This window comes from Phaeobacter inhibens DSM 16374 (genome assembly GCF_000473105.1).
GTDB lineage: Bacteria > Pseudomonadota > Alphaproteobacteria > Rhodobacterales > Rhodobacteraceae > Phaeobacter > Phaeobacter inhibens.
This window is the reverse complement of record NZ_KI421498.1, coordinates 3,184,643-3,198,093: the sequence shown is the minus strand read 5'-3', so window position 1 is coordinate 3,198,093 and position 13,451 is coordinate 3,184,643. Positions and strand designations below refer to the sequence as shown.

Below are 13,451 nucleotides of genomic sequence, written 5' to 3'. Positions count from 1 at the left end.
CTCTGTTGTGCATGTTAGGGCCTGATCTGATCACGAAAATGTCTTTCTCGGATCGAATGCATCGCGCACCCCCTCAAAGATGAAGACCAGCAGCGACAGCATAATGGCAAAGGTAAAGAAGGCGGTGAACGCCAGCCAGGGCGCCTCCAGATTCTGCTTGGCCTGCAATGTCAGCTCACCCAGCGACGGCGCGGAGGATGGCAAGCCAAACCCGAGGAAATCCAGCCCCGCAAGCGTTCCAATGGTGCCGGTCACGATAAACGGCAGAAATGTCAGGGTCGCAACCATTGCATTCGGCAACATATGGCGGAACATGATGGTCATATTGCCAACCCCCAATGCCTTGGCCGCACGCACATATTCCAGATTTCGCGCGCGCAGGAACTCTGCCCGGACCACACTGACCAAAGCGGTCCAACTGAACAGGATCATCAGTACAACCAGCAGCCAGAAGCTACGCCCCAGAATGGCGAACATGATGATGATGACATAGAGCTGCGGGATGGAGCCCCAGATCTCAATCACCCTCTGGAAAATCAAATCTAGCCAGCCACCGAAGAACCCCTGAACCGCGCCCGCCGCAATGCCCACCAGGGTGGCGGCTCCGGTGACCATCAGGGTGAACAGGATCGACAGGCGAAACCCGTGAATGACACGCGCCAACACGTCGCGCTTGGTATCATCCGTCCCCAACAAGTTTTGCCTATTAGGTGGCAGAGGTGCCGCGCCGGGGCGGTCGACCGTGGTGTTGAAAGAATAGGGGATCGGCGGCCAAATCGCCCACCCTTCCACAAACCTATCCGCCGCAAACGTGCCGGTTTTGATCTCTTCCAGAATACCTTCGGGATCATCAAAGCAGTCCTCAACACCGCCAGAGGCAATCAGGCATTGCACCTCCGGATCACGGTAGGCCGCCTCTGTCTGGAAATCCCCGCCAAAAGCCGTCTCCGGGTAGAAGTTGAATACTGGCGTAAAATATTCTCCCCGGTAACTCACCAACATCGGTTTGTCATTGGCAACAAACTCAGCAAACAGCGAAATCCCGAACAGAACGGAAAAAATCCAAAGCGACCAGAAAGCCCTGCGATTGCGGCAGAAATTGCTCCAGCGGCGCTGGTTGAGCGGGGACAATGCCATCTGTCAGCCCTCTCTCTTTTCAAAGTCGATACGCGGATCGACAATCACATACATGATGTCGGAGATAATCCCGACCACAAGGCTCATCAGTCCGAAAATAAACAACGTGCCAAAGATCACCGGATAATCACGCGCCACCGCAGCCTCAAACCCCAGACGCCCCAGACCATCAAGCGAGAAGATCGTCTCGATGATCAGGCTGCCGGAAAAGAACACCCCGATAAAGACGGCCGGAAAGCCCGCGATCACGATCAGCATCGCGTTGCGGAATACATGACCATATAGCACCTTCCGCTCGCTCAGCCCCTTGGCTCGGGCGGTCATCACATATTGCTTCTTGATCTCATCCAGAAACGAATTTTTGGTCAGAAGTGTCAGCGTAGCAAAGGCCGAAATGGTCGAAGCCACAACCGGCAGCGTGATGTGCCAGAAATAGTCGACGATCTTACCAAAAAGGCTCAGGCTCTCCCAGTTGTCAGAGGTCAGCCCCCTCAGCGGGAAAATCTGCCAATAGGACCCACCGGCAAACAGCACTAAAAGCAGAATCGCAAACAGGAAGCCGGGGATTGCATAGGCCGCGATAATCAGACCACTGGTCCATGTATCAAATCGGCTACCGTCCCGGAGCGCCTTGCGAATACCCAGCGGGATGGAGATCAGATAGGCGATCAATGTCGACCACAGCCCGAGTGAGATCGACACCGGCATTTTCTCCAAAACCAGATCCATCACATCGATCTTGCGGAAATAACTCTCACCAAAGTCAAAGCGCATGTAATTGCCGAGCATGAGGAAGAACCGCTCCAACGGCGGTTTATCCAGACCATATTGCTGCTCCAGCTCCGCGATCAACTCAGGCGGCAGCCCTTGTCGGCCTGCGTAATTGTCATTGGCTGCGACGGCCTCTCCGCCGGCGTCACCACCGCCGCCGGCAAATCCTTCGAACACGTCGCCGCCGCCTTCCAGCTGCGCGATCATCTGCTCGACCGGTCCGCCCGGTACAAATTGCACCAGTGCGAAATTGATAACGAGGATCCCGAACAGCGTCGGGATCACCAGGAGGAAACGTCTAAGGATATAGGCTGCCATGTCAGGCGCTTACCGCAACGCGCCGGAGGATTTCAATGCCGCTTCTTTCTCGGCGTTGACCCACCAGACATCGCGCAATCCAAGATCAAACAGCGGCAAGGTCTCTGGCTGCTCATAAAAGTTCCAATAGGCCACCCAATTCACATCCAGATACCAGGTTGGAACCATAAACCGCTTGGCCCGCAGAACGCGGTCCAACGCACGCACATTGGCATAAAGCTCTTCTTGGTCTTCCGCCTTCACGATGGCACCGATCAGCGTATCAACCGCAGGATCGGCCATCCCCGCCGGGTTGAACACTGAGAACTCATGCGCGTCAGACCCAAACTGCTGATAAAGCCCGGTCGAGGGCTGCAGGTACTTTGGATAGGCGTAGGTGATCATATCAAAGTCTTTTTCACGGCGACGGCTGGTATATTGCGCGAAATCGACCCGATTAGAGATGGCATCTACCCCCATCTGCCGCAGATTGGCGATATAGGGCTGGACGATCCGCTCAATCGTGGGCGAATCGATCAGGAATTCCAGTTTCAGCACCTCACCCTTGGCGTTGCGGCGCAGCCCGTCATCGCCAACAGCCCAGTCGGCCTCATCCAGCAGTTTCATCGCCCGGCGAAGGTTGCGCCGATCCGCTGGCCGCGCAGGTTTTGAGCTATGCGCCATCACCGGTTCGCTTGTCAGCAGCGCCGGATCAATCTGGTCACCCAGATCCTGCAGCACCTCCAATTCGCGTCCCTCTGGCAGCCCCTTCGCTTCAAGAGCCGAATCCTGCCAGAACGAATGGCGCTGCGCGAACAGCCCATATTGCAGGCTGTCATTGGTCCATTCAAAATTATAGGCAAGCTGGATCGCCTCACGCACGCGGGGATCCTGAAATTTGGGGCGCAAGAGGTTCATCACAAACCCGCTGGCTGCCGGAACATTGCCGTCGGGGAACTCCCCCTTCACTACATCGCCCTCTTTGACCGCGTCGAACCCATAGGCGGTGGCCCAGCTCTTAGAGCTGTTTTCCGGGCGCATGGTATAGACCCCGGCCTTGAATCCTTCCATCGCGGCAACACTGTCGCCGAAATACTCGATGCGAATCCGATCGTAGTTGTGGCGCCCGACATTTACATTCACGTCATTACCCCAGTAATCGGGATTGCGTTTGTAGACGATGCGCTGGTTCACGTCCGCGCTTTCGAGCACATACGGGCCAGACCCGATCCCAGGGTCCAACCGCGGCTCATCCAGACGACGGTTCTCCGGGTCTGCCTCAAACCATGACTTGGAAAACACAGAGGTCCCTGCCACCTGCGTGATCATCGCCCGGCGCGGAAAGTCCGGTGAGAAATAGAATTTCACCCGATGCGGCCCCAACACTTCGGCCTTGGGAATGCGTTTTTTAACGGCCTCAGCATAGGACTTCAGCCCCTGCTCCAACAGCAGGTTATGCGAGAAGACAACATCCTCTGCCGTCACCGGCGTGCCATCGGAAAACCGTGCCTCAGGGCGCATGTTGAAAATCACCCAGTCCTGACTCTCCGGATATTCGAGGCTCTCGGCCAGCAGCCCATAGTAAGATCCCGGCTCGTCATAGGATCCAATCATCAGCGATTCAAAATGATCGGCCGACATGGCGCCTCCACGCCCCTTTCGGGTGTAGGGGTTCATACTGTCAAAGGTGCCCACCGCCGAGAGAGACAGCTCGCCGCCTTTCGGGGCCTCCGGATTGACGTAGTCAAAATGGGTAAAGCCTTCGGGATATTTCAACTCTCCGAATTCAGTGAAGCCGTGGCTTTTGATCACCCGCTCCTCAGCAAATGCCAGCGAGACCGTCAGCGCGCATATGATGAGCGCGGCAAACCCTGTCATCACGATGCGAAAAAATGGTTGCGGATCAACCACTCGGGCCGAAATGGCGCGGCGCGGTGCGGTGGGCGTCTTCATCTGCCAATACCTCCATTGTCCGGCGTTCGCTGCCAGGATCATTGTCTGACTCAAAGCTAAGCGGCTGCCCCCCTAACATTCAAGTTCAGATTGGCTGAATTTCCCGTGTGTCAAGAAACAGGAGGGCATGAACCCGCCGACTCGCGTTCAAACCTGATCACTTCTGCGCCGCCCACGCCTCAGAACGAAAAAGACCGCGCTGAATAGCGCGGTCTCTTCGTTCTGTCATAAGGCGACAAAATCAATCGTCGAGGCTATCGAGATAGGCGATCAGGTTCACCCGGTCCTTCTGCTTCTTCAGCCCGCTAAAGCTCATGGTGGTACCAGGCGCATATTGTGACGGTTTGGTCAGGAAGGCATCCAACTCTTCTGCGGTCCATTCGCCGCCAAGACCGGCCAGGGTGGCAGAGTATCCAAAGCCATCCGCAGCGGCGATCGGGCGATCAACCACCCCATATAGATATGGACCGGTGGCGTTTTCACCGGCTTCGAGTTTGTGGCAGGCGGAGCATTTCTTGAAGACCTTGGCACCTTTGCCAACATCTGCTGCGGCCATCAGTTCGCCGAAGTCTACGACTTCAGCAACTTCTTCCGCACCTGCCTCTTCCACTTCAATCACATAAGAAGCCTCGCCGTGGCTTTCAGTATGATAGAGTTCCTCTGCGGCCCATTTGCCCAAGAGGAACACGAGGAACGCGCCGCAAACGCCTGCGGTCGCTTTGGTAAGGGTCATCGTGTCAAACATGATCGCGAGTCCATTTCAGCTGTCTGGGAGGGTGTCTAAGGCTTCCCCTCTCAAGTGGCAAGGTATAGACAGCGCGACGAAACGCCCGTTTTTTGAAGTTTTGCACGGATGTCGCAGTTATGACCCAGAGAATTGCCATTCAGGGGGAGCTTGGCTCCTACAGCCACGAAGCCTGCCGCAAGGAACGTCCGGACATGGACGTGCTGCCTTGCCGCAATTTCGAGGACGCCATTAACGCTGTACGCAGCGGTGCGGCTGAACTGGCCATGCTTCCGGTGGAGAATTCCACCTATGGGCGCGTTGCCGATATTCACCGCCTGTTGCCGCACAGCGGCCTTCACATCATCGACGAAGCCTTTGTGCGGGTTCACATCAATCTTCTAGGCGTTCCTGGCGCCCAGCTTGAAGACATCAAAGAAGCGCATTCGCATCTGGTACTGCTGCCGCAATGCGCCCGTTTTCTGAGCGAAAATAACATCCACGGGCGTGTCAGCCCCGACAATGCCCGCGCCGCCCGTGACGTGGCTGAACAAGGCGACAAGAGCCACGCCGCGCTGGCCAGTGAACTGGCGGGCGAGATCTACGGCCTGGAGGTGCTAGCCCGCCATATCGAGGATCATGGCAATAACACCACCCGCTTTCTGACCATGTCGCGCGACCCGAATACGGAGCGCCGTGGAAACCATGGCATGATCACCAGCTTCGTGTTCCAGGTCCGCAACATACCCGCCGCACTTTACAAGGCGATGGGTGGCTTTGCGACCAACGGCATCAACATGACCAAACTCGAGAGTTACATGGTCGATGGGTCCTTCACCGCGACTCAGTTCTACGCTGATATTGATGGCCATCCGGACGATCCGAACGTCCGCCTCGCCATGGATGAACTGGCCTATTTCACCACCAACATCGAAATCCTGGGCGTTTACCCGGCGAATGATGATCGTTTCTGAGCTGTAGCCGACGTCAGGCGGAGCGACCGACCCGGTCTTCGGTCTGTTTGGCAAATTCGGAGACGCGTTTCTTGAAGCCGCGGTTCAACTTGCTGCGCGCCAGTTTCAAGGACTGGACCATCAAACGACCCGACAGCGTCTTGGGTGTCAGAGATAGGGTTACCGACAAGCGGGTGCGCTGCGGCGACAGGGCCAGCAGCTCGACATCCATCGCGCCATCCAGGCCGCTGCCTGTGCCAGTCAGCACCATTTGCGTCACCGGCTCATAGGTGCTGAGCGAGAGATGCAGATTGCGTTTTTTGCCGCGAAACTGGAACTCAATCTCCCAGGCCAGCCCGTTTTCAGGGTGATGAACATCCCCCATCCGCTGCACATCGACACCCCGACGCAGCGCCATACGCTCCATGTTTTCGAAGTCCGAAATCGATCGAAAGACTTCTGCAATTGGTGCGTCGATGTCTTCTTTGCTGGAAAAATCCATGGGCGTCCTGTTGTTACAGCGGATCGGAAAATCCGATGGCGATCTTGTACTGACTGCTACTATTCGTCTCAATCCAGTGTATCTGCAAGCCAGTTCTGTAGCAGAAAATGTGCAATTGCGCCCTTACGAGGCTGGCGAATATCAGGGTGCGTGCCTTCGAATATCGCCATCATATCCTGACGCGAGACCCAGATCGCATCTTCGATCTCTTTAGGATCGATGGTGATCTCACGTCCCAATGCCTCACCCGCGCAACCGAACATCAGCGACATCGGAAACGGCCAGGGCTGACTGGACAGATAGCTGACGGCACCGACCTTCACACCGGTTTCTTCCGCAGTCTCACGTCGCACAGCGGCCTCCAGTGTTTCCCCAGGCTCTACAAAACCGGCGAGGAGGGAGTACATCCCATCGGGCCACCCAGGCGACCGCCCGACCAGCACCGCATCCCCATGCGTAATGAGCATGATGACAACCGGATCAGTGCGTGGAAAATGCGCCGCTCCACAGCTGGGGCAGACCCGCTGCCACCCCCCCTGTGCCATATCGCTTTTGGCGCCACAGCAGGCGCAATACCCATGCGAGTGATGCCAGCCAAACACCGCCCGTGCAGTCGCCGCCAGTTCTGCCTCCTCGCGGCTGAGCTGGGCCATGATGCGTCGCAGCTCAACAAAACCGGTCTCCTGCGGCAGATCCGGATGCCGCTGTTCACTGTTATCCACAAAGGCGCGCAACGCCGTATCGTCAAGGTTGTCAGGCTGCCAATCACTGATATCAACTGAGAACCTTGCCCGCCCTGCCGTACAGATCCCGAGGAAGACAGCAGCCACCGCCGCGTCCTTCGCCACGGGATGATCGGACCGGACCCAGGCCAAAGCCACCGGTAGAATCCCCTTATCCGATGCAACGGCGACCTCTGAAGGCAGAGAGCACAATGGCTTTCCGCGCCAGATCAACAGGATACGACAGTCCCCGCCACTCCAGAGCGCAGCCAAAGCCGCGGGATCATCCCGCAGATGCGCGGCCCGGTCCAAACCACTGCCACCAAATGTCACATGTTCTGCCTGTCGCATCGCCCGCCCCGCTCTTTCGTCTGCACACAGATGTGCCACAGCACCTGAATCCGTCAGAGACGTGCAACCTTAAGGTGAAAAGTTGTTTCCTCTGCGCCACAGTGGCCTAGAAATATCCTGACCACTCGCCGTAGGTGAAAGCCGTAAATCCATAGCATCTCAAGAGGAAAGCAACGCGATTGAAATGAATTCTAAGCAATAAGCGGCTTTCGAGTGTCACATTTGATTGCTTCAAAGAGGCAATCAGGCTTGTTAATAAATTGGCAATCAACGCCACCTCGGGAATTACCGTGCGACCTCTAAGAAACGCCACATGACAGGATCGGACCAAGCCGAGGACAGTAAGGTCGGATCCCTGCGCATTCTGGCGACCACGGATCTTCACGCAAACCTGCTCAGTCACGATTACTATTCCGATAAACCTGATCCTGCGCAGGGTCTGTCACGCGTGGCCACGCTGATCGCTCAGGCGCGCCACGAAGCCGCAGACAACGGTGCTGTCACTCTGCTTTTAGACAATGGCGACAGCATTTTCGGAACCCCGATTGCGGAGCGCCCGCTGGAGCTTAGCGATATCCGCCCTGCGCCGGTTGCGCGTGCGTTTGATCTGCTCAGCTATGACGCCATCGGCCTTGGAAATCACGACTTCGATTTCGGGTTGGATCAGTTGCGGCAGGCACTATTGCGGATCAGCTGCCCGGTACTCTGCTCAAATATGCGGGCGCTGGACCCGCAGCTGTCCCTTCCGTTCTGCCAATCCACCGTGCTCGAACGCGCACTCCCGGATACCTCAGGCACACCGCCGCTGCGCATTGGCCTGATCTCAGTTCTGCCGATGCAGACACTCAAATGGGCGGCCCATCAACTTCAAGGCAAAGTCACGATCGACGACATGGTGCAATCCGCACGCGATCATGCCGCTGCCTTACGCGAACAGGGCTGTGACGTCATCGTGGCGCTCGCTCATACCGGGATCGGCGAAGGACACGCAACCTACGGTATTGAAAACGCTCTCCATCAGCTGGCCAATCTTGGCGTGCTGGACGCGATAGTTGGCGGCCACACCCATCTGACGCTGCCCGATCCACGCCACCCGGTTTCCGCGCCGGTCGTGATGCCCGGGGCCCATGGCTCACATCTTGGCGTAATCGACTTGCGGATGACGTGGAACTCTGATCGCTGGGCTGTGACCAAGGCCACCTGTACGCTCCGCCCCATCGCCCGACGCAGAACCATCGGCGGCGCTGGCGGCGTACTGACGCCTCTGGTGGACGAAGATCCCGCAATGGTCGCGGCGCTCGCGGAAGATCATGCCGAAACACGGACCCGCATGGCGCAACCTGTGGGACGCACCAGCCAACCGCTGCATTCCTATTTCACTTTTCTCGGCCGCGATCAGGCTCTTGCGCTGGTGGCTTGGGCCCAGGCGGCTGCAGTGCGTCCGGCCCTGACAGATACCGTGGCCAGCAACCTGCCCCTGCTCTCAGCGACGGCCCCCGGCAAATTTGGCGCACGCTCCGGCCCCTCAAATTACACGGATGTACCGATCGGGCAGATGTATATGCGCCATGTCGTCGATATACAGCCTTTCCCAAACGAGTTGCGCACCGTGGTTCTGGATGGCGCCCAGCTGCGCGATTGGCTGGAAATGTCGGCCGGGTTGTTCAATCAGATCGCGCCCGGCACCTTTGGCTCCCCATTGTTGGACGACGATCGGGCCGGCCATAATTTCGATGTCATTTTCGGTGTCCAATACGATATCGATGTCTCCGCACCAGCCCGGTTTGCCAGCGATGGAGAACTCGCAAATCCGGATAGCTACCGGATCCGCAACCTCCGCTGGAAAGGGGCGCCGGTGCGCGACAGTCAGCATTTCGCGGTAGCGGTCAGCAGCTATCGCATCGGTGGCGGCGGTAACTTCGCCATGGCCCAGGCCGCCACGCCGCTGCCGATTCCCCCGTTGCGGGTGAGAGACGCGATCCGCGACTACGTGGCCGGGCGTCTTGATCGTGACCCATTGGAACACGCTCCTCCTCCCTGGCGCCTGTTCAGCCATCCCTCCACAGAGGTTGAGATCTTTACCGGGCCCGGAGCCCGCGCCTATCTCACCGATCTTGATCCGTCCCGCCACAGCCTCCATGGCACCACCCCCGACGGGTTTCTAAGGATTGGCGTCAAATTGTGAGATCAGAGCGCGAGACCAGCCTCTCTGCTCCTTTCATATTGCGCATCGCACGGGCTTGCCATTCCCCGCCTGCACTCCTATATCGGGGTCGAGAGGTTGGCGCGGGCAAGCGCCTCGCCAACCTGGTCAGATCCGGAAGGAAGCAGCCACAACGAGCCCCGCTTGGGTCGATGTCCAACCTCTCACCTTTCTTTCTTTTACAAGATGACTGGTTCGTGGCCGTGAGCGCAGAGCATCACGCCCGACTAAGAAATGGTCACGCTACACAATATATAGACGCGGCTCGACCGGTAGCGCCAGATATAGCGCCATCATGGATCAATAATTCCGGGTACATCCGGACGAAACGCTTGACGACTCGCCCCTGCCACCGCTAGCTCTTCGACAGATGGTTCCTGTATCGCCCTTGGGTGGTCAGGATGAAAAGGGAACACGGTGCGAGATGGCAGACCAGCCAGATCAATGCCGCGACTGCCCCCGCAACTGTAAGCGGCGAGCAACCTCGGATTATGCCACTGATGCCAGCGTCCACACGGACCATGCCGCATTGGGAAGGCCCCGGGGATGTGACGACCCGCAAGTCAGGAGACCTGCCATCTGATGAGAAACTCGAAACCAGGCGGGGTGTTCTGGCAGCGTTTGCATGTCTGCCAATTGGCCTGCCAGCACTGACCATTCATCCCCTCCTTCGCGCGGAGGGCGCAATGAACTGGACTGATACAACACACCGCTACTCACTCAGCAACTGCCAGTATCTGGGGCGCCCCTGCCCTGCGGCAGAACGTATGCTGTCACGCCTGACCACTGCTTTGGGACAGGCCCGTACGGTCACAACTGATGATTTTGAAATAGCGGGCAATTGTGAACTGACGGCCTGTGACCGACCCTGCCAAGCACGGTTTTCGGCCAGCCACGATCGTATCCGCATCTACTGCGGCATCTCTCCGGAGGCAGATCAGGGCAGTCTTGATCAATTCGCGGACGCGCTTTTTTGCCAGGGTGCGGACAGCCGCCCCATCACCCGTCTGCCGGAATACCCCTGTGGCTTGGCTCAGGCTCTACCCCTGAGACCGCAGCCCGGGCCCGCGCCAACGCCGCTGCAATCCGTACCTGCCTGACAGGCACAAGCAACCTGTCGAAATTGCCTTAAGCGCCGCGCTTGCGCGGCGCCGCATCACGATGAAGCGGCACAGACGACGGTTGGCAACTTGCTGTGGCGCGTTCCGCAGCTGCATTAATTCAGCGTGCGTTGCCGGGAATCCGTCTCGGGCCGTAGGCCCAAATCATCTGGGCGTCGGTTTCAATGGCACAGGGCCGCACCGCGCGCAGTCGCGCCAGCGCCAGATCCGGCCGCTCACCACATTCCGTCATCAGTCGCAGCACAACCATTCCCGACCGGCCACAGCCGCCTCGACAATGCACCAGTACCCGACCACCTCCGACAAGCGCCTTGCGGGCCATATGGCTCGCCTCAGGCCAGCGGCTCAGAATGTCCGGAGGCGGCGTGCTGAAATCAGGAACCGGCAGGTGGATCCATCGGCTGCCAAGGCTCTGCAGATCGCTGCCGAGGCTCTCTGCGCCAACGGCGGCGTGTTCCTCATCCGTGGTCATGGAGATCACCAGTCCGGGCTGCCACTCCCGAATATGCTCTATGTCGGCGTAGTAATCCCCGCTTGCCCCCGGCAGCGGACACAGCGCCAAAATGCCATCCGCCACCGACAGCGCGTGCAACACCAGCGGTCCGCCTTTTTCCGCACTTTTGGTATCGCCACCCTCAGATACATGCTCCATTGTCAGCCCCCACTGCCAAGTGCGTCGCAAATCCTGCGTTACGATCCCCCCGGATGATCACATCCTTCAATGTAGCGGTCCGCCCGCCGGGCACCTAATGGTTTCTTGATCCACACCGGTGATGAACACCTGCTCCGCTTGGATCTGCATCAGCGGTGGACGCCACGCGCGCGCTTGCCTACTTTACCCGAATACAAACGACCGACCCCCGAATCTGGCACGAGACATCATGAGCGACACAGCAGGCGACACAGCAGGCCAAGCACCGGACCAAGGGTCTGGCCAATATCAGGTTCTGGCCCGCAAATACCGGCCTGAAACTTTCGCCGATCTGGTGGGTCAGGACGCCATGGTGCGGACGCTGAAAAACGCCTTTGCCGCCGATCGGATTGCACAGGCCTTCATCATGACCGGCATTCGCGGCACCGGTAAGACGACCACCGCACGGATCATCGCCAAGGGCATGAACTGCATCGGTGAGGATGGTCAGGGTGGCCCGACTACCGAGCCCTGCGGCAAATGCGAACATTGCACGGCGATCATGGAAGGTCGGCATGTCGATGTAATGGAGATGGACGCCGCCTCGCGCACCGGGGTGGGTGACATCCGCGAAATCATCGATTCGGTGCAGTACCGCGCCGCCTCTGCCCGCTACAAGATCTACATCATCGATGAGGTCCACATGCTGTCGACCTCCGCCTTCAACGCGCTGCTGAAGACGCTGGAGGAACCGCCCGCACATGTGAAATTCATCTTCGCCACCACGGAGATCCGCAAGGTACCAGTGACGGTGCTGTCGCGCTGCCAGCGGTTCGATTTGCGCCGGATTGAGCCGGAGGTAATGATTGCCCTGTTGCAAAAGATCGCAGGCGCTGAGAATGCCCAAATCGCCGAGGATGCGCTGGCCCTCATCACCCGCGCCGCCGAGGGGTCGGCCCGTGATGCCACCTCGCTCCTAGATCAGGCGATTTCTCATGGCGCAGGCGAAACAACAGCTGATCAGGTCCGCGCCATGTTGGGACTGGCGGATCGCGGGCGGGTCCTTGATCTCATCGACATGATTCTGCGTGGCGACGCGGCTTCGGCGCTGACCGAACTCAGCGCGCAATATGCCGAGGGCGCCGATCCGCTGGCAGTGCTACGCGATCTTGCTGAAATCACCCATTGGGTGTCGGTGGTGAAGATTACCCCCGATGCCGCCGAAGACCCCACCGTCAGCCCCGATGAGCGCGCCCGTGGCAGCCAGATGGCCGAGGCATTGCCGATGCGGGTGCTGACGCGGATGTGGCAGATGCTGCTGAAAGCGTTGGAAGAGGTCGCCGCCGCGCCCAACGCTATGATGGCGGCCGAGATGGCGGTGATCCGTCTGACACATGTGGCCGACCTGCCGACGCCGGAACAACTGATGCGCACCCTGCAGGATACACCTCCGCCTCCGCCACCTGGCGGGCATATGAATGCGCCGATGGGGAGCTCTGGCGGACCATCTGGCCCCGGCAGCGCAGGCGGTTACGTCCCTCAGCAGGCCGGGCCACAGGGCGGCATGCCGGGCGGTCCCCAAGGCGGGCCAACGATGTCAGCAGGCAATGGACAGGCCACCGCCCTCGCCCCGCAGGCGGACAGCGCGCTTGCGCGCTATCCCAGCTTTGAGCATGTAATTGAACTGATCCGGGTAAAACGCGACGGTCTGCTGCTGGAATATGTAAAAACCTATCTGCGCCTGGTGTCCTATCAGCCGGGCCGAATCACCATCCAGCCAACGGATGACGCGCCCAAGGATCTCGCTGCCCGTCTGGGCCAGCAGTTGCAGACCTGGACCCATGCCCGTTGGGTGATTTCCCTCGCCAATGAGGGCGGCGGCGAAACCATCACTGAGCGTGAAAACGCCGCAGAGAACGCCCTGCGAGCGGAAGCCAGCACCCACCCGATGGTACAGGCGGTCCTTGAGAGCTTCCCCAAGGCAAAGATCAGACACATCCGTACAGCAGAAGATCTCGCCGCCGAAGTCGAGGCGGAAGCCCTGCCAGAGGTCGAGGACGAATGGGATCCCTTCGAAGAAGAGTGA

11 protein-coding genes, 1 other RNA gene and 1 riboswitch are annotated in these 13,451 nt (G+C 58.7%); of the genes, 5 read left to right on the top strand and 7 right to left on the bottom strand.

The features are described 5' to 3' along the window. Positions 1-30: 30 nt before the first annotated feature. The 4 genes from INHI_RS0119265 to INHI_RS0119250 all read right to left on the bottom strand — a co-directional run bounded on the left by INHI_RS0119265 (position 31) and on the right by INHI_RS0119250 (position 4,903). Positions 31-1,137, bottom strand: coding sequence for an ABC transporter permease (locus INHI_RS0119265; protein ID WP_027248620.1), 1,107 nt, complete (start codon positions 1,135-1,137; stop codon positions 31-33). A gap of 3 nt (positions 1,138-1,140) precedes the next feature. Beyond that, on the bottom strand, positions 1,141-2,226 hold the full coding sequence (locus INHI_RS0119260) for a microcin C ABC transporter permease YejB (RefSeq protein WP_027248619.1): 1,086 nt from the start codon (positions 2,224-2,226) through the stop codon (positions 1,141-1,143). Positions 2,227-2,235: 9 nt separating this feature from the next. Then, the gene (locus tag INHI_RS0119255) at positions 2,236-4,158 is read right to left on the bottom strand and encodes an extracellular solute-binding protein (RefSeq protein WP_027248618.1); all 1,923 of its coding nucleotides are present in this window, start codon (positions 4,156-4,158) and stop codon (positions 2,236-2,238) included. Between the two features lie 241 nt (positions 4,159-4,399). Next, positions 4,400-4,903: a c-type cytochrome gene (locus INHI_RS0119250; protein WP_014875899.1), complete on the bottom strand. Its 504-nt coding sequence runs from the start codon at positions 4,901-4,903 to the stop codon at positions 4,400-4,402. 119 nt (positions 4,904-5,022) lie between these two features. On the opposite strand from INHI_RS0119250, the gene INHI_RS0119245 reads away from it, so the two are divergent. Beyond that, positions 5,023-5,856: a prephenate dehydratase gene (locus INHI_RS0119245; RefSeq protein WP_014881159.1), complete on the top strand. Its 834-nt coding sequence runs from the start codon at positions 5,023-5,025 to the stop codon at positions 5,854-5,856. Between the two features lie 13 nt (positions 5,857-5,869). On the opposite strand, the gene INHI_RS0119240 is transcribed toward INHI_RS0119245, so the two are convergent. Both INHI_RS0119240 and nudC read right to left on the bottom strand, forming a co-directional pair. Continuing rightward, a complete protein-coding gene (locus INHI_RS0119240; RefSeq protein ID WP_027248617.1) occupies positions 5,870-6,337 on the bottom strand; it encodes an SRPBCC family protein in 468 nt (155 codons plus the stop codon). 68 nt (positions 6,338-6,405) lie between these two features. After that, positions 6,406-7,410, bottom strand: a complete 1,005-nt coding sequence (nudC, locus tag INHI_RS0119235) for an NAD(+) diphosphatase (protein ID WP_027248616.1) — start codon at positions 7,408-7,410, stop codon at positions 6,406-6,408. A 313-nt stretch (positions 7,411-7,723) separates the two neighbouring features. Here nudC and INHI_RS0119230 point away from each other — a divergent pair, with 313 nt between their 5' ends. From INHI_RS0119230 to INHI_RS20995, 3 genes are all read left to right on the top strand, one after another. Continuing rightward, the gene (locus INHI_RS0119230) at positions 7,724-9,595 is read left to right on the top strand and encodes a 5'-nucleotidase C-terminal domain-containing protein (RefSeq protein WP_014875903.1); all 1,872 of its coding nucleotides are present in this window, start codon (positions 7,724-7,726) and stop codon (positions 9,593-9,595) included. Between the two features lie 89 nt (positions 9,596-9,684). Further along, positions 9,685-9,783, top strand: an RNA gene (ffs, locus tag INHI_RS21000) — signal recognition particle sRNA small type. 184 nt (positions 9,784-9,967) lie between these two features. Then, a riboswitch (cobalamin riboswitch) is annotated at positions 9,968-10,207 on the top strand. A 92-nt stretch (positions 10,208-10,299) separates the two neighbouring features. Next, positions 10,300-10,713: a hypothetical protein gene (locus tag INHI_RS20995; protein WP_061049827.1), complete on the top strand. Its 414-nt coding sequence runs from the start codon at positions 10,300-10,302 to the stop codon at positions 10,711-10,713. 121 nt (positions 10,714-10,834) lie between these two features. On the opposite strand, the gene INHI_RS0119220 is transcribed toward INHI_RS20995, so the two are convergent. Further along, positions 10,835-11,386, bottom strand: a complete 552-nt coding sequence (locus tag INHI_RS0119220; protein WP_027248614.1) for a protein-tyrosine phosphatase family protein — start codon at positions 11,384-11,386, stop codon at positions 10,835-10,837. A gap of 229 nt (positions 11,387-11,615) precedes the next feature. On the opposite strand from INHI_RS0119220, the gene INHI_RS0119215 reads away from it, so the two are divergent. Then, complete coding sequence (locus INHI_RS0119215) at positions 11,616-13,451, top strand: DNA polymerase III subunit gamma/tau (RefSeq protein WP_014875906.1); 1,836 nt, start codon at positions 11,616-11,618, stop codon at positions 13,449-13,451.